Source organism: Haloferax sp. Atlit-10N, from assembly GCF_003586325.1.
Lineage (GTDB): Archaea > Halobacteriota > Halobacteria > Halobacteriales > Haloferacaceae > Haloferax > Haloferax prahovense.
The window spans coordinates 604316-627942 of the sequence record NZ_PSYX01000001.1 but is presented as its reverse complement, the minus strand read 5'-3'; the positions used below and the strand labels follow the sequence as shown (position 1 = coordinate 627942).

Genomic DNA, 23627 nt, shown 5'->3' with positions numbered 1-23627 from the left:
GTTCACGACCGAGAGACGTGACAGAAACGGCGGGGGCGCGACCGCGAGTTACGGGCTGGTTCGAAGGCGGTTCGATTGGACTCGGTCGGGGCCGTCCGAGAGCAGCCTCCCGAACCAGCTCAGTCGACGTACAGCGAGTAGGTGATGACCGCGAAGCCGACGAGCGTCAGCACCGAGTCGAAGAGCAGTCCGGTGGCGAGGTCGACGTTGAGAATCACGTCGAGCGCGCCGCCGAGCATCGCGCCGAGCGTGACGACACCGAAGCCGAGCGCGAGCGCGCGGAGCGACGCCGCCCCGGTGTTCCGGTACGCCTTGTAGCTGAAGTAGGTGATGAGCCCGCCGAGGACGAGGATGCCCGTCTTGACGACGATGATCATCGTCGTAATCGTCGGCGAGGCGCTGAGGTGCCCCATCAGGTCTCCCTCCGGACCCGCGACCAGATGTCCGCGAGGCGTTCGTCGGGCGTCTGCTCCGGGCGGCCGACCGCGACGTCGAAGTCGCGGTCCTCGTTGAGAGCGATTCGAACCTCGTCGAAGGCGACCTCGTAGGTCGTCGCGTGGTGACCGTCCGCGCGAATCTGGGTCCCCTCGGCGAGGAGCGCCGCGTCGGTGAGCAGGTCCAACTTCCTGTACGTCGTCGAAAGCGGGATGTCACACGTGTCTGAAATTTCACTTGCCGTCATGGGTTCTTCGAGTCCTCTGATGATGGCTCGTGCGTCCGCGTCGTCGAGCGCGTCGAGCACCGCCGTCAGTTCGGCCGACTCCATCGCGGACCGGTCGCGCGCCATTACCCAGATTGACCGACGAGAGCCTTATTAACCCACCGGGTCGGGCTCGTCGTCGTCCGCCGTCTCGGAGTCTGTGTCGTATGCTCCCTCCATTCTGAGGGTTCCCGCGCGAGCCAACACGTCGGGCGTTCGACAGACGCCCGGCGCGCCCGTCGCCTGCGGCACCGCGCAGTTGTTGCAGTTCTCGCAGACGACCCGTGTGCCGGCCGGGACATCGCGGCCGAGCAGTCGCGCGGGGAGTTCCGGTTCGGCGTAGAACGGCCGAGCCATCCCGACGGCGTCGCAGGCGTCGCCGAGCAGCCGGTCGATTTCGCCGCGCTCGCGGATGCCGCCCTCGCAGAGCACGGGCACCGAGACGGCGTCGCGGACCCGGCGGCACAGGTCGGCGTTCCACGCCGGGTCGAAGTCGTACCACGCCGCCTCGATTCGGTTGCCGAGTTCGACGAGTCGCGCCCGAAGCGGGCCGCCGAAGGCCGCGGCGTAGCCGTCTCGGTAGCGGTCGTCGCGCCACGCGCGGGCCGGGAACGACCCGCGGACGATGCTCGCGTCCCAGAACACCGACCCCGAAACGGGGACGAGCGCGTCGTAACCCGCCTCGTCGAGTCGACGACAGATTTCGACCGCGTCGTCCTCGGTCAGGCGTCGGCGGATGCCGGGCGGAGCGGCCGTCTCCGCCGGCACTTTCGTCATGAGCGGCACGTCGCCCACCTGCGAGCGAACCTCGTCGGCGACGACCTCCAAAAACCGGACGCCGTCGCCGAACTCGTCGTCCCGGCGGTTGTAGAACGGCGAGAGGAACTGGTGGACGATACCCATGTTCGCGCCGGCGACGTGGACCACGTCGTAGCCGGCGTCGACCGCCATCGCGGCGGAGCGACCGAAGTCGGCCGCGAGTTCGTACACCTCGTCGGTCGTCATGACGCGCGCGTCGTAGTCGAGAAAGCCGAGGGCGTCGAGGAGTCTGAGGAGTCGCGGCGGCCGGGAGACGGCGAGCTGTTGCAAATCCGGGTGGTCGCGCCGGTACTCGGCGTGCCACGTCTCCATGCTCCGCAGGCCGCCGTACTCCAACTGGACCGCGACGGCCGCGCCGTGGTCGTGGATTCGCTCGGTCACCGCCGACAGCGACGCCGCGAACTCCGGGTCCGCGATTTGCGTCATCCCCGGCGCGGCGCAGCCACCCGTCTCGCGCACGATAGTCGCGCCCTGACAGATGAGTCCCGCACCGGCCCGCGCCGCGGGTTCGAGTTCGGCCGCGAGGCGCTCGGGGGTCTCGGGACCGGTGCCCGCACATTCGAGCACCGGCGCGCGGTAGAGCCGGTTTCGGAGCGTGAACCCGCCGATGTCGAGCGGGTCGTCGAGCCGAGGAGTCGCCATGAGGTCGACATGGCGCGCGAGCGACGTAAATCGACGCGACGGTCGTCGCCGCGTCAGTTCACCAACGGGTCCCGCCGCCGATATCGATAATCGCGCCGCAGCGCCCGCACTCCGACACCTGCAGGGGGTCCGAGCCGGCGTGTCGGACGACCACGCCACCGGGACCCGTGGGGGAACCGCACCGCTTGCAGACCGGACGTTTCGACGTCATCTGTGGATACACATCTCTCGAGGAGACAGACGACTGCGGCGGAGATAGCCGTATTGTCCCGCGTCTGTCCGGACGAGGCCCGAAGCCGGTCAACCTTCTTACCCGTCGGCTCCGATGAACGTCCCATGGACCCCGAACCGTTCAGGTACGACTCGGAGGTGCCGCCGGGCGAGGTGCGACACCTCAGGTACGAAATCAGCGAGACGTACCTCGGCGACCCCGTCGAGATACCCGTCACCGTCATCAACGGCGAGCAGGGCGGGCCGTCGGTCTTCATGACCGCGGCGCTCCACGGCGACGAACTCAACGGTGTGAAGGTGATGCAGGAGGTCGCGAGCCGGTACAACCCCGCCGACATCCACGGGACCATCGTCTGCATCCACGTGGCGAACGTTCCGGGCTACCTCGCCCAACAGCGCTACATCCCCATCTACGACCTCGACCTGAACCGGTCGTTCCCCGGCCGCGACGGCGCGAACACGGCCGAGCGCATGGCAAACCAGATCTACCGTCGGTTCGTCGAGCCCTGCGACCTCGGCATCGACTTCCACACCTCGACGCGCAACCGGACGACGATGTACCACGTCCGCGCCGATATGAACCGCCCCGAGGTCGCCCGCCTCGCGCGGTCGTTCGGCGCGAACCTCATCCTCTCGGGCGAGGCCGAGGCGAGTTCGCTCCGCACCGTCGCCACGAACGACGGGATTCCGACCATCACCGTCGAGATGGGCCGCGCCCACCGCTTCCAGCCCGCGATGGTCGACCGCGCGCTCGAAGGCGTCGAGAGCGTCCTCGCCGAGTACGGCGTCCTCCCGGAGAAGCCGGTCAGTTGGCCGGGCTGGACGCGCGTCATCGACTCCGCGACGGACAAGACGTGGCTCCGCGCCGACGTTGGCGGCCTCGTCGAGATGCAGTACGGCGACGTGCCGCTGGTCCACGAGGGCGACACCATCTGCACCATCTCTGACCACTTCAAGACGAGAGAAAAGCGCGTCTCGGCCCCCTTCACAGGGCTCGTCGCCGGCGTCCTCCAGAACCCGGTCGCCGCGCCCGGCCACCCGCTTTGCCACCTCGTCAGCGTCGACGACGCGACGCTCCGCGAGATAGAGCGCGAAATCGAGGCCGGCGAGTTCACGGAACGCCCGTGGAGTTAGGCCGGACGCGTCGCTTGCGCCTCCGCACCCGCTCGCCACCTCACTCTCACTCAGTCAGTCGTCCGCGCCGACCTGCTCGTGAGTGTGGTGGAAAAACCGGACGTGCGGCCGCCCGTCGCGTTCGACCGGCTCGAAGCAGACGCGACGGTACCGCTCGTTGTCGAGGAGATTGACGAGCAGGCCGCGGTCGTGGAGCGAGACGGAGTCGTAGGGCGTCGAGCAGACGGGGCACAGCACCGGGTCGGCGTCTTCGTCGGCGGCTCCGTGGGTTTCGCCCGCCGACAGGTCCGAGTCGGCCGTGTCGCCCACTGTTATTCCTCCGTCGCCGCCCCGACCGCGTCGGCGACCCGCGAAATCGTCTCGAACTCGTCGTCCGCGTAGGCGATGAACCGAACGTCGCGGAGCGAACTCGGCTCGAACGCCCGGAGTTCCTCGCAGATGAGTCGCGCGCCGTCGGCGAGGTCGAACCCGGCGATACCGCAACCGAGCGCCGGAATCACGACCTCTGCGTCGAGGTCGAAGGCGTCGGTGACGGCGACCGCACCGAGGTCTCTCGGCCCCTTCGCCATCGCGGCCTCGTTCAGTTCGGGGCCGCCGCCGCGACGGAGCGCGCCCGCGACACCCGGCCCCATCCGAAGGCTCGTCCCAGCGGCGTTCACCAGCGCGTCGGCCGACTGAGCGGCGATGTCGCCCTGCACGACGGTGAAGTTCATGTCAGTCGAGTCGGTCCATGTCCTCGTCGTCGAGGTCGATGTGGGAGGCCGCCACGTTGTCGCGGAGGTGCGAGACGCTCGACGTACCGGGGATGGGAAGCATCACGTCGGAGCGGTGCAGGAGCCACGCGAGGGCGACCTGCTGGGGTGTCGCGTCGTGTTTCGCCGCGACCGCGGAGACGGCGTCGGCCCGGTCGCCGAGGTCGCCCGCGCCGAGCGGGTACCACGGGATGAAGCCGATACCGTACGCCTCGCAGGCGTCGAGGCTCGCCTCGAACTCGCGGTCGCCGACGTTGAAGCGGTTCTGGACCGTGGCGATGTCGACGATGTCGCGCGCCTCGTCGAGCTGTTCGACCGAGACGTTCGAGAGGCCGACGTGCCGAATCAGTCCCTCGTCTTTCATCTCGGCGAGCGCGTGGACCGAGTCCTCGAAGGCGACGTGCGGGTCGGGGCGGTGGAGCTGATAGAGGTCGATGGTGTCCACCCGAAGGCGGTCGAGGCTCCCGAGGACGGCGTTCCGGAGGTAGTCGGGGTCGCCGTTTGGCATCCAGTCGCCGTCGGTGTTGCGGAGTAGTCCGCCCTTGGTGGCGACTACGAGGTCGTCCGGATAGGGCGCGAGCGCCTCGCCGATGAGGCGCTCGGAGACGGCGGGGCCGTAGGAGTCCGCCGTGTCGATGAGGTCGATACCGTGGACGAGCGACTCGTGGAGGACCTTTCGCGCGTTCTCCACGTCGTCGGGCTCGCCGATGATGTCGTCGCCGGTGATGCGCATCGCACCGAAGCCGAGTCGGTGAACCGTGAGGTCGCCGCCGATGTCGAACGTGCCGCTTGCGTTTTCCAGTCCCATGGGCGGAGATTGGTCGCCAGACAGGAGTTCGTTTCGGCGGGGTGGGCGGGCGACGGCCGTGCGTTCGCGGTGCCCCGGAACCGCCGAAACCCACACCCGTCGTCGGTCCTAACGGCCGCTATGGACCTCCTGTCGATGCGCTGGCGGCACACGCTGTTCGCCCACTGGCCGGTCGACCCCGACCTCGTGGAGCCGCGACTCCCCGACCAGCTCTCGGTGGCGACTCACGACGGGCGGGCGTGGCTCGGCGTCGTCTCGTTCGACATGACGGACATCCGCCCGCGCGGGTCGCCCGTGGGGCTCGGGTTCCCCGAGGTGAACCTCCGGACCTACGTCGAACCCGCCGACGGCGGCCCCCGCGGCGTCTACTTCTTCACCCTCGACGCCGCGGACCGCCTCAGCGTGGCGATGGCCCGACTGGGCTACCGGCTCCCGTACCACTACGCGAACATCTCGGTCGAGGAGCGAGACGGCGCGGTCGACTACGAGAGCTACCGGCCCGCGACGGCCGAGACGCCGGGAGCGCGGTTCGAGGCGACCTACCGACCGACCGGCGAGGTCCGAACCCTCGAACCCGGCTCGCTCGACGCGTTCCTCGTCGAGAACTACCGCTTTTACACGGACGACTGGCCCGTCGTCATCGGCGACATCGACCACGACCCGTGGCCGATACAGGACGTGGAGGCGGAGATTCGCGCGAACACGATGTTCGAGGCCTGCGGCTTCGACCACCCCGACGGCGACCCGATACTCCACTACGCGGCCGACCTCGACGTGACGGCGAAGCCGCCCGCCGTGCTTCGCTGAGGCCGCTTACTGGCCGTCGTCGGTCTCCGCCATATCCGCCGCCTCGACCGCCGGGTCGTGTCGCTCGTACCAGTCGAGAATCTGTTCCAGTCGGTGGGTCGCCCGCTCGGGCGTCGAAATCGAGTGCTGTTCCTCCGGGTAGACGACGAGTTTGGCGTCGACGCCCTGCGCCTTCGCGGAGACGTAGAGCTGTTCTGACTGGCTCGGCGGACAGCGCCAGTCCTGACCGCCCGCCATCACCAAAAGCGGCGTGTCGATGTTGCCGGCGTCGGTGATGGCCGACGAGGCGTCCAGCGCCTCCGGGTTCTCCCACGGCAGGCCGAACTCGTATCTCGTCCAGAGGTGGTTGTCGTCGGTGCCGTACGACGACCGCAGGTCGTAGATGCCGTGTTCGGGGACGGCCGCCGTCAGGAGGTCGGTCTGGGTCACGAGATAGCCCTGTGCGATGCCACCGTAGGAGATGCCGTAGCCGAAGACGCGCTCCGGGTCAGTCCAGTCGCGCGCGACGAGATCCTCGACGCCCGCGACGAGGTCGTCAACCTCGACCGAGCCCCACCGCCCGCGGAGTTCCTCGGCGAACTCACGCCCGTAGGAGGTGCTCCCGCGGTAGTTCACGCGCACGACGAGATAGCCGCGCGAGGTGAACACCGGGTGGTCGAACCGGAACGCCGGTTCGTCGTAGGCGATGGGGCCGCCGTGGATGGCGACGACCGTCGGATGCGGGTCGGGGTCGTCGAAGTCGAAGTCGGCGGGCGCGTAGACGACGCCCTCGACCTCCCAGCCGTCGCTCTCGAAGCTGACCCGCCGGACCTGCGGCATCTCGTACTCGTTGGTAACGGCCTCGTTGAGCGCCGACAGCCGGGTGAACGACTCGGCGTGGGCCGCGTCGACGGCGTCGATATCGGCCAGCGAGACGGCGTAGGCGTCCCAACCCTCTGCCGGGTCGGAGACGAGCAGGCCGGCCGTCTCGCCCGCGACGTGCAGTCCCTGTATCGCTCTAAACTCGCCCTGCGCGTCGAACACGCGCTCGGGGGCGTCGGCATCGGGGTCGAGTCGGGTGATGCGCGATTTCCCCTCGTCGGCGACGAGCGCGTAGAGTTCGTCGTCACTCGCCCACGACGGAGCAGACCCCCACGCGAGCGTCCGGTCGAGCGACGCCGAGACGGACCTGACCTCGCCGGAATCGAGGTCGGCGACGCGGATTTCGCGCGGGACGTACCAGTTCTCGTAGTCGCCCGCCTGAAACGCGATGCGGGAGCCGTCGGGGCTCCACCGCGGCGTCCCGGTCGTGTGGCCGCCGCTCGTCACTTTCCGGTCGTTCGAGCCGTCGGCGTCGATGACGAACAGGTCCTGTTCGAGCGTGTCGTCCGGGCGCTCGGCGTCGCAGGAGACGTAGGCGATTCGGTCGTCCGGTCCCCACGCGGGCTGGAGACCGCCGGCGTCGGCGAACGCGCCCGCGGCGGTCGCGTCGTCAAGGCGCTCCGTCTCGCCCGTGTCGAGGTCCACGACGAACAGGTAGGTCGTCACCGTGTCGGTCCAGCCGACGCCGTTGATTTTGTGTTGGAGTCGCTCGGTCACGACCGGGCCGCCGTCCTTTCGCTCGTCGAGGTACTCGCGCTCCTCGTCGGTCGGGTCGCGCGCGGCGACGACGAGGCGGTCGCCGTCCGGCGACCAGTCGAACTCCGAGACGCCCTCGTCGAGGTCGGTGAGTTGGGTCGCATCACCGCCGAGTTCGAGGTCGAAACACCAGACCTGCGGCTTTGGGCCGTCTTCGCCGCCGACTGGCGGTTCGTCGTCGGAGCCATCTGAATCGTCGCTATCGGCGTCGTCGGCGTCGCTCGCATCGTCAACGCCGCCAGCGTCATCAGCGTCACCTTCACTTTCTCTTTCGTCGTCCGCGCGACCGACCCGCCGAGAGAGGTCCTCGTCGCGAGCGGCGACGAACGCGAGCCGACTTCCGTCGGGCGACCACGACGGGGACGACGCGCCGGGGTGGCGGGTGAGTCGGTGCGGCTTGCGGGAGCCGTCGGCGGGGACCACGAACAGGGAGGCGACGCGTTCGTCCTCGTCGGGGTCGCACTCGGTCGCGGTGAAGGCGACCGTCGACCCGTCCGGCGAGACGGCGACCTCGCCGGTGACCGAGAGGTCGCTGAACGCTTCGGGAGGGAGTTCTCCTGACATGGCTCGAAACGTTCGGCCGAGTGACAAATAGATTTGTATCGGCGACCCCGGCGACCGCGTGCGGTCGGCCCGCCGGTCCCGACCGAGCGAAGGTGAAACCTTCAAGCATCGCTGAACTAACCCGACGGACATGGCACTCATCGACACCGTGATGGCAACGCTCCACCTCGTCGTGGGCGGTCTCTGGACGGGGAGCGTCCTCTTTTTCGCGCTCGCCGTGTTGCCGACCGCCCGCGCCGGGAACATCCGCGCCGCCGCGTTCGAATCGGTCGTCTCGCGCCTGACGATGTGGTCTCGCGGGGCCTCGCTCGTGATGTTCGCGACCGGCGGCCACCTCGCCGGCACGCGCTACACGGTCGACAGCCTGTTCGGCTCCGGCCGCGGCCACCTCGTCCTCGGGATGCTCGTGCTCTGGTTCGTCCTGACCGGCCTCGTCGAAGTCGGGCGGGCCCGCGCCAAAGACGGCCTCGCGGAGAAGAAGGTCCGCACGCCGGCCGAGAAGGCCGCGCCGTTCTACCTCGGTGCCGCGCTCGTCGCCGTCTTGCTCCTCGTCGACGCCGGCCTGCTCCTCAACTGACGCCGGAGCCGACTCCCGAGGACTCCGTAGAGTATCCATATCTACGTTCGAAAATATATATTCTGTACGACATGTTTATCATCTCGGTCCGGGTGAGTCCACGTGTATGCACGGGGACGAGACGCGCGCCACCGAGTCGCCGCTTCGAATCGAGTTGTGTCCCGACACCGGGCGGATACGCGTCCACCGGGAGACCGCGCTGGGGACGTTCACGCGGACCATCGACCGATGAGTCCGGACGCCCCGCCGACCATCGGGGAGACGCCGGTCGGGAAGTCGGCCGAGCGAGGCCCCGGCCCAGTGCTCGCGCGCCTCGCACGACCGGTCTCTGAGACGCCGACCCGGCTCGCGGTCGTCGCCGATCCGCACGTCACGCCGACGGGGTCCGGCACGTGGAAAGCCTACCACCGGAGCGAGACGCGGCTTCGGACCGCCGTCTCGACCATCGCCGACCTCGACGTCGACGCGACGGTCCTCCTCGGCGACCTGACCCGCGACGGCCGCCCCGAGGAGTACGAGGTCGTCGAGGAAATCATCCGCGACCTGCCGGGGCCGCGGGTCGCGGTCCCCGGCAACCACGACGTGCCGAAGCGCTGGGACGACTACGACGCCCCGACGCCGGGCGAGTTCGCGGCGCGCTACGCCGACGACGCCCTCCCGTTCGTCCGTCGGGTCGGCGGCGTCGACATCGTCGGCCTCGACTCCGCCAGCGGCGGCCCGGACCTCACCCTCACCGACACCCACGAGGGGGCCGTGCCCGACTCTCAACTCCGCTGGCTCGACACCGTCCTCGCTGACGCGGCGACCCCGGTCGTCGTCCTCCACCACAACGTCTTCCACCCTCGCCGCCACACCGGCCAGTTCCCCGACGCCGACTTCTACCAGCTCCGCAACGCCGACGAACTCGCCGCGGTGCTCGCGCGCCACGACGTGCCGCTGGTACTCTCCGGGCACATCCACTGGCCCGCGACGGCCGTGAGAGCCGGTGTCCGCGAACTCATCGCCCCGGCGACCTGCTCGTTCCCGCAGTCGTTCGTCGTGGTCGATATCGACCGCCGCGGGACGACGGTTCGACTCGTCCCGCTCGCGGGGCCGAAGGGAATGGCCGAGGCGTACACCCTCGCCGCCAGCGGGGCCGCCCACGGGCAGGGTATCGCCGCGCACGCCGACCGCGGACACCTGTCGGCGCTCCCACTCGTAGACGAGCGGACGCCGCCCGGGCGGGTCGTCGGCTCGGACGTTCCGGGGGCGGTTCGATGGCGGTGAGCCTCGACCGCCTCGACGACGCCCGCAGCGCCCTCCGCGCCGAGCGCCGCCGCTGTGTGGACGAGCGCGAGGCGTTCCGGGCGTTCCGCCGGGAGGTCGCCGCGTCGCAGGCGACGGCGTCGGCTCCGAATCAGGCCCCCGCGGCCGCGACGCTCGTGGGCCAGCGGGGCGGGCGAGACAGGACCGACGCGGCGCTCTCCGGCCTGCGTCGGAGCTACGAGCGGACCGTGATGTCCGTCCCGCACTACGACGAGGAGTACGGCGACTCCTTCGAAGCGAGCCTCGCCGCCGAGTTCGGCCCGGACGTGGCGACCGCGTTCCGGTCGGCGAGCGTCCTCTCGCCGCCGCTCCGGCGGACCGTCGCCGCGGCGGCCGCGTCGTCGCGAGACGAGCGCGAGAAGTTCATCGAAGTCGTCGACGAGGAAACCGAATCGGTGGCGTCGATGCGCGGCGATATCGAAGACCTCCTCGAACGGCTCGACGACCTCGACCGGACGCCGCTGTCCGAACGCGGCTTCGACGCGCTGGTGACGCTCTACGACGACCTGTCCGCGCTCCGCGAGCGGCTCTCGGAGCTCGTCGCGGCGCGACAGGAGACGGTTTCCCACCACCGACGGGCGCTCTCCGGGCTGGTGCCGGACGTGACGGAGTTCTTCTACGCCGACCTGTCGGTCCGGTATCCGGTGCTCGCGACGCTCGCGGAGGTCGGCGCGACGCTCGACACCGCGACCCGCCGGGTCGAACGCCGCCTCGCCGCCACACCGTAGGCCGATTCCCGCGGCCACAGTTATTTACCCGTTCGAAGAGACGCCGGAGTATACGATGTTCACGCGCTCGGAGGGATTCCCGTGAATCGCCTCCACCCCCGTATCCGTCTCCTCTGGGTCGCCCGAGCGGTCGTGTTCGCGCTCGTCGTCGGCGGCGTGGCGACCGCGGCGACGCTGTTCGCGCCCGTCTCGATACCCTCGTACGTCCCCGTCGCGGTCGGCGGCGTCTTCCTCGTCGTCGGCGTCGCCGTCGCCTTACTCCGGTATCGGGCGTGGGGCTACGAGGTCCGCGACGACTCGCTGTATCTCCAGCGCGGCGTCCTCACCAAGGTCAATACCGTCGTCCCGTTCGTCCGGGTCCAGCACGTCGACTCGACGCGCGGCCCGCTCGAACGACTCGTCGGCCTCGCGTCGACTGTCGTCTACACCGCCGGCTCCCGCGGCGCTGACGTGTCGATTCCCGGACTGACGCCGGAGGGCGCGGAGGACCTCCAAGACCGACTGAAGCGCCTCGCAATCGCGTCCGAGGGCGACGACGCGGTATGACCCGGCTGTCGCCGCTTTCGGTTCCCTACCGGGCGGTCCAGCGCAGCGCCAGCGTCGTCTTCGCGCTCGCCTTCTTCGCCTTCACCGGCGGGACCGCCTTCGGCGGTTTCCTCGGCGGCCTCGGCTCGGTCGCGCTCGTCGGCGTCGCTGTGGTCGCAATCGCCGGCTACGAACTCGCATACTTCCGTCGGTTCGAGTACGAACTGACGCCGGACACGCTGGACATCCGCTCGGGCGTGTTCTCCCGGCGTAACCGCGAGATTCCCTACCGTCGCATCCAGAACGTCGACATCTCTCGCAACGTCGCCCAGCGGCTGGTCGGCATCGCCGCCGTGAACCTCGAAACCGCCGGCGGCGGCGAGACCGAGGGCAGTCTCCGCTTCGTCAGCTACGAGGAGGCACGTCGCATCCAGTCGGAAGTCGCCCGCCTGAAACGCGGCGGTACCGACGGCGACGCGCCCGAACCCGAACAGGAACTGCTGTTCGAACTGACCCCCCGAGAGTTGGCCATCGTCGGCGCGCTGTCGTTCGACCTCCGACTGCCCGGTCTCGTCTTCGTGTTCGGGTCGACCGCCTTCCCCATCGTCGCCTCGTACGTGGACGTGCCGGTCCCCGCCGGGAGCGTCGCGGCCGCGGGCGTCGGCGTCGTCGCGCTGGGGCTCCTCGTCGCGCTCGTCTCGTGGGCCGCCGGCTTCGCCTCCGCGGTGGTGAACTACTACGGCTTCCGTCTGACCCGCGTCGGCGACGAACTCCAGTACGAGCGCGGCCTCCTCCAGCGCTACAACGGGTCGATTCCGCTCGACAAGCTCCAGACGCTCACCGTCGAGGACAACCCACTGAAGCGGCGGTTCGGCTACGCGACGCTCCTCGTGGAGACGGCGGGCTACGCCCCAAGCTCCGACGGATCGAACGGGTCGGGCGGCGGTCGCGGCTCCGAGGCGGCCATCCCGCTTGCGACCCGCGACCGCGTGCTCGGCCTCGTCGCCGACCTCGAGGGCGTCGAGGAGCCGACGTTCGAAGGACCGCCGACGCGCATCCGCCGGCGCTACGCCGTCCGGTACTCGCTCGTCCTCGGCGCGGCGACTCTCGCGCTCTACGGGGCGAACCGATTCCTCCCGCAGGAGATTCCGTGGTTCGTGCCGCTGGCGCTCGTCCCGGTTGCGGTCGTCGCCGGCGCGCTCCAGTGGCGGCACCGCGGCTACGCGCTCGCCGAGAACCACTTCGTCACCCGAAACGGCTTCTGGAAGCGCGAGATGCGCTTTGTCCCCTACTACCGGGTCCAGACGGCCATCGAGCGGCGGACGATTTTCCAGCGCCGCTGGCGCGTCTCGACGGTCACGGCGGACACGGCCGGGAGCATCTCCCTCGTCGGCGGCGACGCGACGGCCGTGGACATCGAAGTCGACGACGCGGCGGAGCTCCGGGAGACGCTGAACGACCGCCTCCGCGAAGCGCTGGCGGCGCGCCGGGAGGCGCGACAACAGTCCCGGCAGGCCGCGCTCGGCATCCGCGCCGCGGAGCCGGGCCGCGACCCCGACGAATCGGACTCGGGCTCGACCCCTGACGACGAGACCGACGTGAGCGAGACGCCCGAGTTCGTCGAGGAGGCCGAACCCGCGGTCGGCGGGGGCGACGAAGACGCTGAGGAGGCCGGTGACGGCGACGAAGTCGAGGCGGACGACCCCTTCATCTGGGGCGAGTCGGTCGAGTCCGAACCCGGACCCGGTCCCGAGTCCGAGAGCGAGAGGGGCGACGGAGCAGAGAACGACGACGACACCGACTCCGACTCGGACGACGCCGACGACACCGGTGACGCCGACGACACCGAGGAATCGAGCGACGAGCGGGGAGCTATATAGACGCGCGGACGCAACCTACACCAATGACGCGAACGGTGCTGGAGTCACTCTTGGCCGGGAACGCACGGCACGTCGAGAGCCTCGCCGCCGACCACTTCGACGGCGTGCGCGAGGCGCAGTCGCCGGCGGTCGTCTCGGTGAGCTGTTCTGACTCTCGCGTCCCGGCCGACGCTGTCTGGAGCGCCGACAAAGCCGGCGAGCTGTTCACGTCGGTCAACGTCGGCAACCAAGTGTGGACCGAAGTCGACGGGAAACTCGTCGTCAACGACGCCGTCGGCTACGCCGTCTCGGCGCTCAGGACGACCGACGTGGCCGTCCTCGGGCACACGGGCTGCGGCGCGGTGACGGCCGCCTACGAGACCGTCGCCGGCGGGAGCGTCGGGGACCTTCCCCCGGCGGTCGAAGCCGCCGTCTCGCGGCTCGTTCCGCTCGCCGAGGAGGCCCGCGAACTCGGCGTGTTCGACGCGGACACGCCGGGCGGCGAGGCGGTCAACCGACTCGTCGAGTACGCGGTCGTCCGGCAGGTGGAGTACCTCACCGAGAGCGACGAGGTGCCAGAGGCGACCGACTGCTGGGGCTTCGTCTACGACTTCCAGCGCGTCTACGGCGACGACGACGGCGCGGCCTACCTCGTCGCGGCCAACGGCGAGTCGGACCCCGACGCGCTCGCGGACGTGGTTCCCGCAGGGTTCGAAGAGCGCGTGCAGTCGATTCGGTAAAAGCGATTGATGGGTGGTCAGTTCGGGTTCGGACTCAGTCGTCCCGAGCGTCGTCGATGACGGTCGAGAACTCGCGGGCCGTCTCGGTGATGACCTCGAAGTCGCCGTTTTCGATGGCTTCGCCGTCCATGAGCGCGCCGCCCGCGCCGACGACGACCGCCCCGGCGTCGATGTAGTCCGCGGCGTTGTCGAGGCCGACGCCGCCGGTCGGCATCATCGGAATCTGCGGGAGCGGCCCCTTCATGCTCTTGAGGTGGCCGGGGCCGAGCGAGGAGGCGGGGAACACCTTCACGAGGTCCGCGCCCGCGGAGTACGCGTCGACCGCCTCGGTCGGCGTCATGATGCCCGGCGCGACGAGCGTCCCGTAGCGGTTGCAGGTCTCGACGACGCCCTCGTCGAAGTTCGGCCCGACGACGAACTCCGCGCCGGCCTGGATGGCCGCGTTGGCGGTCGGCGCGTCGAGGACGGTCCCGGCCCCGACGATGGCCTCGCGGTCCGAGAAGGACGCCGATACCTCGCGGATGAGGTCCATCGCGTCGGGGTTGTCGGCCGTGATTTCGTAGGCGGTGACGCCGCCCTCGTGGAGCGCGTCGGCCACGTCGATGATGGTGTCCGCATCCGCGCCGCGCATCACCGCGACGACGCCGCTGTCGGCGAGTCGTTGCATGTCCTCGTGTACGTCGAGTGCGACCATTGCTGTCTCGACGTTTACTACAGATAGTATTAAATTGGGGGTCTCGCGGCATCGTTTCGCTCGCGACCCGCGGCCGCCGCTCCCGACCGCTCCGCCGCCCGTGACAGTCGTGTTGGCTGTCACCGTGCGACACGCTCAAATCCGCTGGGCGCTAACCCGAGGTAAGCGACGCCCCGGCGGTATGTGCCGCCTCGTCGCACCACCATGCCAACGTATCCCGATTTCGAAGCGCTGTATCGCGACGTCATCCCCTCGGTCGTCTCCGTCTACGTCGGCGGCCGCCGACGCCCCGGCGGGGCGGGGAGCGCCTTCGTCTACGACGACCGGCATCTCGTCACCAACGAGCACGTCTCTCGGCTCGCCGACGCCAGCGACGCCGGCCGGGTCGAACTCCGCTTTGCCGACGGGTCGTGGCGCGTCGGCGAGGTCGTGGGCGCGGACGCCTACACCGACCTCGCCGTCGTCGCCGTCGACGACCTGCCCGAAGACGCCGCGGCGCTTCCGCTGGCGACCGAGAACCCCGCGCCGGGACGCTCGGTCGCCGCCCTCGGGAACCCGCTGGGACTCGACGGCTCCATCTCCGCGGGTATCGTCTCGGGATCGAACCGGTCGCTTCCCACCTCGAACGGGTTCGCCATCCCGGACGTGGTCCAGACGGACGCACCCATCAACCCCGGGAACTCGGGCGGGCCGCTCGTCGGATTCGCCGCCCCCGAGGGCGACTCGACCGCTGACGGCGGCGACACCGCCGACCCCGCCTACGAGGTCGTCGGCGTCAACCGCGCTAAACAGGGCGACAACATCGGCTTCGCCGTCTCGCCCGTCATCGCCAACCGCATCCTTCCGGCGCTCGTCGCCGACGGTCGCTACCGCCACTCGTACCTCCGGGCGCGCACCCTCGACGTGACGCCGACCGTCGCCGAGGTGAACGGCCTCGACGCGCCCCACGGCGTCCTCGTCGTCGACGCCGCCGGTGCCGACGGTGACGAGGGATTCCTCCACGGCTGTCACGAATCGGCCGACTACCGCGGTTCTCCGATTCCCGTCGGCGGCGACGTGCTCGTCGCCATCGAGGGCAACCCGGTCCGCACCCACGAGGAACTGATGCGCTACCTCATCACCGAAACTCGCCCCGGCGAACCGGTCGCCGTCGGCATCGTCCGCGAGGGCGACCCGCTGACGCTCGTCGTCGAACTCGACGAGCGCCCCGCCATCGACCGCGACGACCGGACTGGCGGGGACGGCGGCAGTCGCATCCCCGTGGAGTAAGCGGACCGCGACCGGACGAGAGAATAGAACTTTGACAGTTCCGGACGAACGTACGACTGTGCCTCCGACATCTACGACGCCGGCGGATGGCGGCTCGAACGTCGTCCCGCCGGACAAATCGCTGTTCGCCGAAATCGCGCCGCTACGGCTCGCCGTCGGCGTCGTCTTCTGTGCGTTCGCCGTCGGCGCGGTCGCGCTCGGCTGGCTCCCGCCGATGAGTGCCGACGTGGTCGGTATCGCGCTCCTCTGTGTCGTCTTCCTCGCCGGGGGATTCGTCCCGTTCAACGAGACGCTCGCGTTCTACGTCGCGCAGGCCGCCGCGTTCCTCGTCTGGGGCGCGCTCCGGCTCGCAGTCGACGGCTTCGACGTGATTCCGCTCCTCTTGGGCGCGGCCGGAGCCGTCGGCCTCGCGGTCTACGGCCGGCGGGCGCTCCGCGACGGACTCAGGGCGCTGGTCTGAGTCGGGGTCGGTTCACTCTCTGACCGTCAACACCGGCACGTCGGCGAGCCTGACGACCCGCTCTGTCGTGCTTCCGAGAACCGCGTGTTCGAGACCGGTCCGGCCGTGCGTCGCCATCACCACGAGGTCCGCGTCACCCTCGTCGGCCACGTCGAGTATCTCCCGGTACGGCACGCCGACTCGGACCGTTGTCTCGCAGGGGACGCCCGCGTCCGCGGCGAGCGACGCGACCTCTTCGACGGCCATCTCGGCGGCGTCGCGGAGGCTCGCGCGCACTCGCTCGACCGGCACGTCGGCGGCCGTCCACAGCCCGAGGTCGCCGACGTCGATGACCGAGAGGGCCCGAATCGACGCGCCGTAGGCGCTCGCGAGGTCGATGGCGCGACGGGCCGCCGCCCGGGAGCGGGCGCTGCCGTCGGTGGGGACGAGAACGGTGTCGTACATGTCATTCCATTGGTGTTCGGTCGATATCGCTTTTCGCCTTCGCGTCAGGGCAATCGGGCGGTGCGGTCGCTCAGCGGGTCGAGAAACGGAGAACGGAGGTCAGCGGAGCCGGTCGTGCGGTCGGTGCGATCGCTCAGATACGGGTTCGGGGCCGGGGAACGACCTTCCGGACGCCCGCGGCGGCCGCGACGAGCAGGCCGCCGAAGAGGACGGAGACGAGGAGTTCCGGCGCGACGGTCAGGCCTTCGATACCGCCGAACGTTGCGAACAGCGCGTAGCCGGCGACCGCCGTGAGGACGATACCGATGACGACCGCGAGGCCGATGCCGGCCTTCATCAAGTCGAGGTTGCTCATGATCGCTTGTACCTACGCGGGACTATCGAATATAAACGGAGACTGCTTCCCAGCGACCGGGAAACTGACCGGGCGTCTTCCACGCTATCGCGGGGGTTTTATACCGGTACGGGGCTCGTCGCGTGGCGGTACTGCGGCGACGAATCGGAAACTCAGGCGTCGAAACGAGCGCCCGGCCTGTCGAAACGTTGTTCGAGTCGTCGGTTACGCCGCCGACTCCGACCCCTCGCCGTAGAGCCCGTACAGCACGAACAGCAGGGCGAGAAAGAGGAACTCGATGACCGCCACGGCGATGAGCGGGAGCTCCACGTTGAAGAAGCCCGCCACCGTGCGCAGTTCGATGGCGACGGGGACGCTGAACGCGATGAGGATGAGCGCCCGCGCCTTCGTGAGCTTCACGCGACGACCCCCCAGAGGGTGTTGAACGCGCTCGTGACCGTCGTCAACACGAGGTCGAAGCCGGCCGAGACGGTCGCCGGGACGGGGAGGCCGCCGCCGAACAGTCCGCCGCCGTTCTGGATGATGCCGGCCAGCGGGAGCGTGTACGCGAGCACGACGAGCACCGCCGCGATACCGGTCCACATCGCGAGGTTGTCGAGGATGCGCGGGCTCCCCTCGGGCCCCGAAAGCGGCTCGGGGAGGTGCGAATCGACCGGCCGGTCGGACTCCTCGCCGAGCGAGGTCAGGAGGATGTTGAACAGGAACAGCACCACCGACAGGAACAGGAGCGTCCCGCCGAGGGCGATCTGCACCCGAAGCTCGAAGATGCTCCCGATGGGCGTCAGGAACTCGAAGTTCTGGTACTGCGGTTCGGCGGTGCGTCGCGGGATGCCGGCGAGGCCGGCGCGGTGCATCGCGTTCGACATGAACACCATGCCGACGAACCACATGATGACCTGCAGGAGGCCGATGGGACGGCTGTAGAGCTTCGTGCCCGTGACCTGCGGGACGAGCCAGTACGAGCCGGCCATCATCGTCAGCGCGACGGCCGTGCCGACGGTGAGGTGGAAGTGCCCCGGCACCCACAGCGTGTTGTGGATGAGGTAGTTGATGTTCATCCCGGCGTTGATCATGCCGGAGAAGCCGCCGGCGGCGAACATCGCACCCGCGAGCGCCATGCCGGTGAAGGCGGGGTCGCGCCACGGGAGCGCGCCGAGCCAGCGGAGGTAGCCCTTACCGCCGCGCTGGCGCGCGCCGTGTTCGACGCTGGCGACGACCGTGAACGCCGTGAGCAGCGACGGGAGGAGCAGGAACATCGTGTTCGTCATGGCGATGAACTTGAAGCCCTCCGCGATGCCCGGGTCGAGGTACTGGTGGTGAATCCCGACCGGGGTCGAAAGCAGGAGGAACAGGAGGAACACCACGCGTGCCAGCGGGTCGCTGAACAGGCGACCGCCCGCGAGTTTGGGGAGCACGGTGTACCAAAGCAGGTACGCCGGCATCAGCCAGAAGTAGACGATGGGGTGGCCGAAGTACCAAAAGAGCGTCCGCGTCAGAAGCGGGTTGACGCTCTCGATGAGACCGAGCGACCACGGGATGAGGAAGAACACCACCGAGACGGCGACGCCGAGGGTGGAGATGTACCACATAATCATGGTCGTGAGGACCATGAACGTCTGCAGCGGGATGCGCTCGTCCGGGTGGTCCTGTCGCCACGCGCGGTAGGAGAGGAACCAGTCCGCGCCGGAGAGCCACGTCCCGACGATGAACATCGCGAGCCCGATGTAGAATATCGGGTGGGCTTGGAGCGGCGCGTAGAACGTGAACAGCACGTCCGCGCTCATGCCGAGGTTCGGGACGAAGCCGCCGAGGATGGCGATGGTGGCCAGAACCGCGCCCGTCGTCATCAGGCCGACCCACGCCCACGAGAACAGCGCGCTCTCGGCGGGTCGGTCGAGGCTTCTGGCGACCGCCCAGTGGAACACGCCGCAGAGGAAGAAGATGGTAAATACGATGGCGAGCAGCACGCCGTGGCCCGTCAGCATGGTGTAGTAGTCCGCCGAGTCGATGACGCGGAGGACGTTCGTTCGGTGGAGCGCCTGAACGAGGCCGAAGAAGGCACCGATGCCGAGCGAGACGAACGCGATGAGGAAACTCGCCTTGATGACGGCCGCCTCGTCGGGGAACTTATCGACGAACTCGCCGCCGCCGGATGCGGTCGCCATCAGTTCTCAGCCTCCCCTTGTGCCTGCTGTTGCTCGTACCAACTGTCGAATTCTTCCTGTTCCATAACCACAATCTTCCCTTCCATCACGTGGTGGCCGGAGCCACAGTATTCGTTGCACAGCATCCCGTACTCGCCCGGCTCGCCGAACTCGACGGTGAACTCCGCGACCTGCCCGGGGATGGCCATCGTGTTCGCGTTCGTGCCGACGACCTCGAAGCCGTGGATGACGTCGGCGGCGGTCACGTGGAACGTGACCGTGCTGCCGGCGGGAACGCGGAGCGGCTCGGTCGTGCCGGGTTCGAAGACGAACTGGCGAGCGACGACGTACACGTCGTAGCTGTTCTCCCCGTTGCGTTCGATGCCGGGGTCGCCGAACTTCGGATGCTGGTCGAGCGTCGCCGGGTCGACCGTGCCGCCCTTGTCGTCTATCATGTCGATACCCGCGCCCGCGGCCCCGTAAGTAATCGTCCCGATGAACCCGACGATGAGGACGAGCGCCAGCGCCAACCAGAGTTTCTCGTAGGCGTGAATCTCCATCTATCCCACCACCGTGAGGCCCCGTCCGAGGAACTCGACGAAGTACATGAACACCCACATGCCGATGAGAATCGCCATGTAGATGAGGACGAGCACGAGCGTCCCGACCGGGTCGAAATCGTCGTGTCCGAGTTCGCGAACGATGCCGTCGTCGGCCGTCCCGACGATGGAGTCGACCGGGGGGTCTGCCTGCCCGGAATCACCTTGGGAATCCGCGTTTGCTGGCACGCCTCCGTCGGTGGAAGTGCGCGCGGCAGAGGACGCGGCTCCCTCTGCTGTCGAATCAACGGCCATACCCGGTCATGAGGAATAACGGGACTTTAACGCAACTCCCCATTCCAACGCGGTGGGAATGGGCGAAATCAGAAACACCGTGGTCGCGAATGGACCGGTATGGAACTCACGCCACGACGCGCCGGAACCGTCGCACTGCTCGCGCTCCTGCCAGCGGTCATCTTCGGCGTGACGAAAAACCCCCTCGCGGGCGTCGTCACGGCCGTCAACGTGCTCCTCATCTCCGCGGTCATCTACTTCCTGATGAGCCCGACCGAGGGCGGCCACGGTCACGACGGCGACGGCGACGCCGAGACCGACGGCGAACACGCCGCCTGAGATGGACGGCGGCATCTCGCTCGGACTGCCGGCCGCGACGCCCGAGGCCGTCGCGTTCCTCCTCGTCGGCCTCTTCGGCGGGGCGCACTGTCTCGGGATGTGTGGCCCGCTCGTCAGCGTCTACGCCGACCGCCTCGCCGACCGCGAGGGCGTCGATAGCCGGTCGCTCACACTCCGGCAGGTCCGCCAACACGCCCTGTTCAACGTCGGCCGGGCGCTGAGTTACGCGGCCATCGGCGCGGCCTTCGCCCTCGTCGGCGGCCTGTTTTTCGACGCGTTCGACTCGGTGACCGCCATCGGGAGCGGCGTCCGCGCGACGACCGGCCTGCTCGTCGGGGCCGCGATCATCCTCACCGGCGTCGGCTACCTCGTCGGGCAGTCGGCCGCCATCGACCGGTTCACCCCGACCGCGGTGACGAGCCTGTTCGGTCGCGTCAGCGGGTGGGCGACCGCGCGGGTCGATAGGCTCGTCGGCGGCCCGCGAATCCTCGGCCTCGGGGCGATTCACGGCCTGCTCCCGTGTCCCATCATCTACCCGGCGTACCTCTACGCCTTCTCGACAGGCGAACCGCTCCGGGCCGCCGCCCTGCTCGGCCTGCTCGGCCTCGGGACGGTACCGACGCTGTTCCTCTACGGGACGCTTCTGGGCCGCGTCTCGGCGCGCCGGCGGGCGACGCTCCACCGGGCGCTCGGGGCGGCGTTCCTCGTCCTCGGCTACATCCCGCTGTCCCACGGGCTGATGCTTCTGGGCGTGTCGGTCCCGCACCTTCACGTGCCCTTCTACCAACCGTTGTGACGATGTCGACCACGACGCGGTCCCGCGGGTCGGCCGGCGGCGGAAGCGACGCCGACGCCGAGGGCTGTGACCTCTGTGGACTACCGACGCCGACGCCGGCCGTCACCGGCGACGGCGTAGCCGGCGAGTTCTGCTGTCGCGGCTGTCTCGAAATTACCCGCGCGCTCGGCGACGCCGCGAGCGCCGACCCGGAGACTGTCGAGCGCGAACTCGCGGGCGAGGCCGACGAGGTTCCCGACGACGCCGAGCGAACGTACATGGCCGTCGACGGGATGCACTGCGCCACCTGCGAGGCGTTCGTCTCGGGAACCGCGCGGACCTGCGAGGGCGTCTACGCCGCGGAAGCCAGCTACGCCAACGACATGGTCCGCGTCACCTACGACCCGGAGGCCACCGACTTAGACGGGCTGTCGGGGACACTGGCCCGCTACGGCTACGGCACGCGCGACCCCGAGGAGCGCGAGGCGGCCGAACGGCCCGACAACCAGGTCGCGCGGTTCGTCATCGGCGGCGGCGTCTTCGGCATGATGGTGATGCTGTGGTACGTCCTGTTTCTGTACCCGACCTACGTCGGCGTCCGGCCGGTGGTCGAACTCGGCGTGTTCGACGGTATCTACATCCTCGGCAACATCTGGGTGATGACCTCCATCGTCCTGTTCTACACCGGCTTTCCCATCCTCCGCGGGGCGCTCGTCAGCCTCCGCGCCGGCCAGCCGAACATGGACCTGCTCGTCTCGCTGGCGGCGACGAGCGCCTACGTCTACTCGACGGCCGCCGTCCTCGTCGGCGAGACCCACGTCTACTTCGACGTGACCGTCGCAATCATCCTCGTCGTCACGCTTGGCAACTACTACGAGGACCGCATCAAGCGGAAGGCCGCCGGGATGCTCTCGGACCTCGCGGCCTCCCGCGTCTCGGAGGCCCGGCGGCGAGTCGCCGGCGATGCCGACGGCTCCGGCGACACCGCCGTCGAGATGGTCGCGCTCGACGCGCTCGAACCGGGCGACCTCGTGGAAGTCCGGCCGGGCGAGCGCGTTCCGGTCGACGGAACCGTCCGCGAGGGGACCGCCGCGGTCGACGAGGCGCTCGTCACCGGCGAGTCGATGCCGCGGACGAAGCGCCCCGGCGACGACGTGCTCGGCGGGACCGTCGTCACCGACCGCCCGCTCGTCGTCGCGGTCGGCGAGGACGCGACGAGCACGCTCGACCGGCTGGTCGAACTGCTCTGGGACATCCAGAGCGCCCGCTCGGGCGTCCAGCGCCTCGCCGACAAACTGGCGACCATCTTCGTCCCGACGGTGCTCGTCCTCGCCGCCGTCGCCTTCGGCTGGACGCTGTTCAGCGGCGGCACGCCGACCGACGCGCTCCTCGTGGGGCTCACGGTCCTCATCGTCTCGTGTCCCTGTGCGCTCGGCCTCGCCACGCCGCTGGCGGTCGCCTCGGGAATCAAGGAGGCGGCGAGCCGGGGTATCGTCGTCGCCTCCGAGGCCGTCTTCGAGGCCGTCCCCGACGTTGACGTGGTCGTCTTCGACAAGACCGGGACGCTCACGGACGGCGACATGGCGGTCCTCCGGGTCGTCGGAGACGAGACCGCCGCAGTCGCCGCGGCCGCCGCGTTGGAACGCTTCTCCGCGCACCCGCTCGCGGCCGCCGTCGTGGAGGCGGCCGAGGACGCCGGCGTGTCGGTTCCCGAGGTCTCGGCCGACGACGTGACCGTCCACGACCGCGGCGTCTCCGGCGCAGTCGACGGCGAGCGCGTCGTCGTCGGCCACCCCTCGCTCCTCCGCGACGAGGGCGCGACGCTTTCCCCGGCCCACGAGACCGCCGTCGAGGCCGCCCGCGACGAGGGCGCGGTCCCGGTCGTCGTCGGCCGGGGCGGGCGCTCTCTGGCGGTGCTCGTCGTCGGCGACGAACCGCGGGCCGCGTGGGACGACGTGGTCGCCGCCGTCGCCGAGGGTGGCCGGCGCGAGGTCGTGGTTCTCACGGGAGACTCCGAGCGCGCCGCGCGGCGGTTCCGCGACCACCCGGACGTGACAGACGTGTTCGCGGGCGTCCCGCCGGAGGCGAAAGCCGAGACCGTCGAACGCCTCCGCGCCCGGGGCACCGTGGCGATGGTCGGCGACGGGAGCAACGACGCGCCCGCGCTCGCCGCCGCCGACATCGGCATCGCGCTCGGCACGGGGACGGACATCGCGGGCGACGCCGCCGACGCGGTGCTCGTCGGCCGCGACATCGACGCAATTCCCGAGGTGTTCTCGCTTTCCGCCGGGGTGAACCGCCGCATCCGCGGCAACCTCACATGGGCGTTCGGCTACAACGCGGTCGCCATCCCGCTGGCCGCCCTCGGCGTGCTCAACCCGCTTTTCGCCGCCGTCGCCATGGGCACGTCGAGCCTTCTCGTCGTCGCCAACTCGGCGCGGTCGCTCGACTGAGCCGCCGACACTCCACCGGCAGCCGGGGTCGTCGCGGCCGGCCGACCGGTCGC

Annotated in this window: 28 protein-coding genes; 14 read left to right on the top strand and 14 right to left on the bottom strand. The window is 69.5% G+C overall.

All coding sequences use genetic code 11. The features are described from left to right. Positions 1–119: 119 nt before the first annotated feature. Genes C5B91_RS03280 through C5B91_RS03270 form a run of 3 tightly spaced genes read right to left on the bottom strand, consistent with a single transcriptional unit; the run spans position 120 to position 2161 of the window. Positions 120–413 (bottom strand): hypothetical protein, encoded by a 294-nt coding sequence (locus tag C5B91_RS03280; protein WP_008092467.1) that lies wholly within the window; start codon positions 411–413, stop codon positions 120–122. Beyond that, positions 413–787, bottom strand: coding sequence for a helix-turn-helix domain-containing protein (locus C5B91_RS03275; protein WP_004971053.1), 375 nt, complete (start codon positions 785–787; stop codon positions 413–415). Before C5B91_RS03275 ends, C5B91_RS03280 begins: the two co-directional genes overlap by 1 nt. 27 nt (positions 788–814) lie before the next feature. After that, positions 815–2161 carry an NADH:flavin oxidoreductase gene (locus C5B91_RS03270; protein WP_115819089.1) on the bottom strand — a complete coding sequence of 449 codons (1347 nt, stop codon included), beginning with the start codon at positions 2159–2161 and terminating at the stop codon, positions 815–817. 336 nt (positions 2162–2497) lie between these two features. Here C5B91_RS03270 and C5B91_RS03265 point away from each other — a divergent pair, with 336 nt between their 5' ends. Beyond that, complete coding sequence (locus tag C5B91_RS03265; protein ID WP_049968272.1) at positions 2498–3526, top strand: succinylglutamate desuccinylase/aspartoacylase family protein; 1029 nt, start codon at positions 2498–2500, stop codon at positions 3524–3526. Between the two features lie 54 nt (positions 3527–3580). On the opposite strand, the gene C5B91_RS03260 is transcribed toward C5B91_RS03265, so the two are convergent. Genes C5B91_RS03260 through C5B91_RS03250 form a run of 3 tightly spaced genes read right to left on the bottom strand, consistent with a single transcriptional unit; the run spans position 3581 to position 5086 of the window. Continuing rightward, positions 3581–3811 carry a hypothetical protein gene (locus C5B91_RS03260; protein WP_049913402.1) on the bottom strand — a complete coding sequence of 77 codons (231 nt, stop codon included), beginning with the start codon at positions 3809–3811 and terminating at the stop codon, positions 3581–3583. Between the two features lie 26 nt (positions 3812–3837). Further along, positions 3838–4239 carry a macro domain-containing protein gene (locus tag C5B91_RS03255; protein ID WP_115819088.1) on the bottom strand — a complete coding sequence of 134 codons (402 nt, stop codon included), beginning with the start codon at positions 4237–4239 and terminating at the stop codon, positions 3838–3840. 1 nt (position 4240) lies between these two features. Then, on the bottom strand, positions 4241–5086 hold the full coding sequence (locus C5B91_RS03250) for an aldo/keto reductase (protein WP_008092457.1): 846 nt from the start codon (positions 5084–5086) through the stop codon (positions 4241–4243). A 120-nt stretch (positions 5087–5206) separates the two neighbouring features. Between C5B91_RS03250 and C5B91_RS03245 the strand changes: the two genes are divergently transcribed. Next, entirely contained in the window at positions 5207–5893 is a 687-nt protein-coding gene (locus tag C5B91_RS03245; protein WP_115819304.1) for a YqjF family protein, read from the top strand. Positions 5894–5899: 6 nt separating this feature from the next. Here C5B91_RS03245 and C5B91_RS03240 read toward each other — a convergent pair whose 3' ends face one another. After that, entirely contained in the window at positions 5900–8074 is a 2175-nt protein-coding gene (locus C5B91_RS03240; protein WP_049968270.1) for a S9 family peptidase, read from the bottom strand. 130 nt (positions 8075–8204) lie between these two features. Between C5B91_RS03240 and C5B91_RS03235 the strand changes: the two genes are divergently transcribed. From C5B91_RS03235 to C5B91_RS03210, 7 genes are all read left to right on the top strand, one after another. Next, complete coding sequence (locus C5B91_RS03235; RefSeq protein ID WP_008092453.1) at positions 8205–8651, top strand: hypothetical protein; 447 nt, start codon at positions 8205–8207, stop codon at positions 8649–8651. A 106-nt stretch (positions 8652–8757) separates the two neighbouring features. Next, positions 8758–8883, top strand: coding sequence for a hypothetical protein (locus tag C5B91_RS22940; protein ID WP_004043988.1), 126 nt, complete (start codon positions 8758–8760; stop codon positions 8881–8883). Further along, complete coding sequence (locus C5B91_RS03230) at positions 8880–9917, top strand: metallophosphoesterase (RefSeq protein WP_115819087.1); 1038 nt, start codon at positions 8880–8882, stop codon at positions 9915–9917. Before C5B91_RS22940 ends, C5B91_RS03230 begins: the two co-directional genes overlap by 4 nt. Continuing rightward, positions 9908–10684 carry a hypothetical protein gene (locus tag C5B91_RS03225; protein WP_115819086.1) on the top strand — a complete coding sequence of 259 codons (777 nt, stop codon included), beginning with the start codon at positions 9908–9910 and terminating at the stop codon, positions 10682–10684. The genes C5B91_RS03230 and C5B91_RS03225 overlap by 10 nt, the downstream gene beginning before the upstream one ends. A gap of 81 nt (positions 10685–10765) precedes the next feature. Then, positions 10766–11230, top strand: coding sequence for a PH domain-containing protein (locus tag C5B91_RS03220; RefSeq protein WP_004972329.1), 465 nt, complete (start codon positions 10766–10768; stop codon positions 11228–11230). Then, positions 11227–13089, top strand: a complete 1863-nt coding sequence (locus C5B91_RS03215) for a PH domain-containing protein (protein ID WP_115819085.1) — start codon at positions 11227–11229, stop codon at positions 13087–13089. The genes C5B91_RS03220 and C5B91_RS03215 overlap by 4 nt, the downstream gene beginning before the upstream one ends. Positions 13090–13112: 23 nt before the next feature. Next, positions 13113–13808, top strand: coding sequence for a carbonic anhydrase (locus C5B91_RS03210; RefSeq protein ID WP_008092449.1), 696 nt, complete (start codon positions 13113–13115; stop codon positions 13806–13808). Positions 13809–13842: 34 nt separating this feature from the next. Here C5B91_RS03210 and C5B91_RS03205 read toward each other — a convergent pair whose 3' ends face one another. Further along, positions 13843–14502, bottom strand: a complete 660-nt coding sequence (locus tag C5B91_RS03205; RefSeq protein ID WP_008092448.1) for a bifunctional 4-hydroxy-2-oxoglutarate aldolase/2-dehydro-3-deoxy-phosphogluconate aldolase — start codon at positions 14500–14502, stop codon at positions 13843–13845. A 204-nt stretch (positions 14503–14706) separates the two neighbouring features. On the opposite strand from C5B91_RS03205, the gene C5B91_RS03200 reads away from it, so the two are divergent. Beyond that, positions 14707–15771: a S1C family serine protease gene (locus C5B91_RS03200; RefSeq protein ID WP_115819084.1), complete on the top strand. Its 1065-nt coding sequence runs from the start codon at positions 14707–14709 to the stop codon at positions 15769–15771. A gap of 58 nt (positions 15772–15829) precedes the next feature. Beyond that, entirely contained in the window at positions 15830–16231 is a 402-nt protein-coding gene (locus C5B91_RS03195) for a hypothetical protein (RefSeq protein ID WP_008092446.1), read from the top strand. A 12-nt stretch (positions 16232–16243) separates the two neighbouring features. Here the strand turns inward: C5B91_RS03195 and C5B91_RS03190 are convergent, their stop codons facing one another. The 6 genes from C5B91_RS03190 to C5B91_RS03165 form a co-directional block, all read right to left on the bottom strand. After that, on the bottom strand, positions 16244–16675 hold the full coding sequence (locus C5B91_RS03190) for a universal stress protein (protein ID WP_115819083.1): 432 nt from the start codon (positions 16673–16675) through the stop codon (positions 16244–16246). 133 nt (positions 16676–16808) lie between these two features. Then, entirely contained in the window at positions 16809–17030 is a 222-nt protein-coding gene (locus tag C5B91_RS03185) for a hypothetical protein (RefSeq protein ID WP_008092444.1), read from the bottom strand. A 204-nt stretch (positions 17031–17234) separates the two neighbouring features. Next, positions 17235–17429, bottom strand: a complete 195-nt coding sequence (locus C5B91_RS03180; RefSeq protein WP_004971074.1) for a hypothetical protein — start codon at positions 17427–17429, stop codon at positions 17235–17237. After that, positions 17426–19195 carry a b(o/a)3-type cytochrome-c oxidase subunit 1 gene (locus tag C5B91_RS03175; RefSeq protein WP_115819082.1) on the bottom strand — a complete coding sequence of 590 codons (1770 nt, stop codon included), beginning with the start codon at positions 19193–19195 and terminating at the stop codon, positions 17426–17428. Before C5B91_RS03175 ends, C5B91_RS03180 begins: the two co-directional genes overlap by 4 nt. Then, entirely contained in the window at positions 19195–19734 is a 540-nt protein-coding gene (locus C5B91_RS03170; RefSeq protein ID WP_008092442.1) for a cytochrome c oxidase subunit II, read from the bottom strand. Before C5B91_RS03170 ends, C5B91_RS03175 begins: the two co-directional genes overlap by 1 nt. Continuing rightward, complete coding sequence (locus C5B91_RS03165; protein WP_004044002.1) at positions 19735–19962, bottom strand: hypothetical protein; 228 nt, start codon at positions 19960–19962, stop codon at positions 19735–19737. Between the two features lie 165 nt (positions 19963–20127). Here C5B91_RS03165 and C5B91_RS03160 point away from each other — a divergent pair, with 165 nt between their 5' ends. From C5B91_RS03160 to C5B91_RS03150, 3 genes are read left to right on the top strand one after another with little or no spacing between them, the layout of a single operon-like run. Continuing rightward, positions 20128–20346: a hypothetical protein gene (locus C5B91_RS03160; RefSeq protein ID WP_004972354.1), complete on the top strand. Its 219-nt coding sequence runs from the start codon at positions 20128–20130 to the stop codon at positions 20344–20346. Position 20347: 1 nt separating this feature from the next. After that, complete coding sequence (locus C5B91_RS03155; RefSeq protein WP_049968261.1) at positions 20348–21142, top strand: sulfite exporter TauE/SafE family protein; 795 nt, start codon at positions 20348–20350, stop codon at positions 21140–21142. Between the two features lie 2 nt (positions 21143–21144). Then, positions 21145–23574: a heavy metal translocating P-type ATPase gene (locus C5B91_RS03150; RefSeq protein WP_049968260.1), complete on the top strand. Its 2430-nt coding sequence runs from the start codon at positions 21145–21147 to the stop codon at positions 23572–23574. Positions 23575–23627: the final 53 nt, after the last annotated feature.

Bases quoted from the DNA above. Each gene is read 5' to 3' on its own strand.
- C5B91_RS03280 (WP_008092467.1), bottom strand. From the start codon at position 413: ATGGGGCACCTCAGCGCCTCGCCGACGATTACGACGATGATCATCGTC.
- C5B91_RS03275 (WP_004971053.1), bottom strand. From the start codon at position 787: ATGGCGCGCGACCGGTCCGCGATGGAGTCGGCCGAACTGACGGCGGTG.
- C5B91_RS03270 (WP_115819089.1), bottom strand. From the start codon at position 2,161: ATGGCGACTCCTCGGCTCGACGACCCGCTCGACATCGGCGGGTTCACG.
- C5B91_RS03265 (WP_049968272.1), top strand. From the start codon at position 2,498: ATGGACCCCGAACCGTTCAGGTACGACTCGGAGGTGCCGCCGGGCGAG.
- C5B91_RS03255 (WP_115819088.1), bottom strand. From the start codon at position 4,239: ATGAACTTCACCGTCGTGCAGGGCGACATCGCCGCTCAGTCGGCCGAC.
- C5B91_RS03250 (WP_008092457.1), bottom strand. From the start codon at position 5,086: ATGGGACTGGAAAACGCAAGCGGCACGTTCGACATCGGCGGCGACCTC.
- C5B91_RS03245 (WP_115819304.1), top strand. From the start codon at position 5,207: ATGGACCTCCTGTCGATGCGCTGGCGGCACACGCTGTTCGCCCACTGG.
- C5B91_RS03240 (WP_049968270.1), bottom strand. From the start codon at position 8,074: ATGTCAGGAGAACTCCCTCCCGAAGCGTTCAGCGACCTCTCGGTCACC.
- C5B91_RS03235 (WP_008092453.1), top strand. From the start codon at position 8,205: ATGGCACTCATCGACACCGTGATGGCAACGCTCCACCTCGTCGTGGGC.
- C5B91_RS22940 (WP_004043988.1), top strand. From the start codon at position 8,758: ATGCACGGGGACGAGACGCGCGCCACCGAGTCGCCGCTTCGAATCGAG.
- C5B91_RS03230 (WP_115819087.1), top strand. From the start codon at position 8,880: ATGAGTCCGGACGCCCCGCCGACCATCGGGGAGACGCCGGTCGGGAAG.
- C5B91_RS03225 (WP_115819086.1), top strand. From the start codon at position 9,908: ATGGCGGTGAGCCTCGACCGCCTCGACGACGCCCGCAGCGCCCTCCGC.
- C5B91_RS03215 (WP_115819085.1), top strand. From the start codon at position 11,227: ATGACCCGGCTGTCGCCGCTTTCGGTTCCCTACCGGGCGGTCCAGCGC.
- C5B91_RS03210 (WP_008092449.1), top strand. From the start codon at position 13,113: ATGACGCGAACGGTGCTGGAGTCACTCTTGGCCGGGAACGCACGGCAC.
- C5B91_RS03205 (WP_008092448.1), bottom strand. From the start codon at position 14,502: ATGGTCGCACTCGACGTACACGAGGACATGCAACGACTCGCCGACAGC.
- C5B91_RS03200 (WP_115819084.1), top strand. From the start codon at position 14,707: ATGCCAACGTATCCCGATTTCGAAGCGCTGTATCGCGACGTCATCCCC.
- C5B91_RS03190 (WP_115819083.1), bottom strand. From the start codon at position 16,675: ATGTACGACACCGTTCTCGTCCCCACCGACGGCAGCGCCCGCTCCCGG.
- C5B91_RS03185 (WP_008092444.1), bottom strand. From the start codon at position 17,030: ATGAGCAACCTCGACTTGATGAAGGCCGGCATCGGCCTCGCGGTCGTC.
- C5B91_RS03175 (WP_115819082.1), bottom strand. From the start codon at position 19,195: ATGGCGACCGCATCCGGCGGCGGCGAGTTCGTCGATAAGTTCCCCGAC.
- C5B91_RS03170 (WP_008092442.1), bottom strand. From the start codon at position 19,734: ATGGAGATTCACGCCTACGAGAAACTCTGGTTGGCGCTGGCGCTCGTC.
- C5B91_RS03160 (WP_004972354.1), top strand. From the start codon at position 20,128: ATGGAACTCACGCCACGACGCGCCGGAACCGTCGCACTGCTCGCGCTC.
- C5B91_RS03155 (WP_049968261.1), top strand. From the start codon at position 20,348: ATGGACGGCGGCATCTCGCTCGGACTGCCGGCCGCGACGCCCGAGGCC.
- C5B91_RS03150 (WP_049968260.1), top strand. From the start codon at position 21,145: ATGTCGACCACGACGCGGTCCCGCGGGTCGGCCGGCGGCGGAAGCGAC.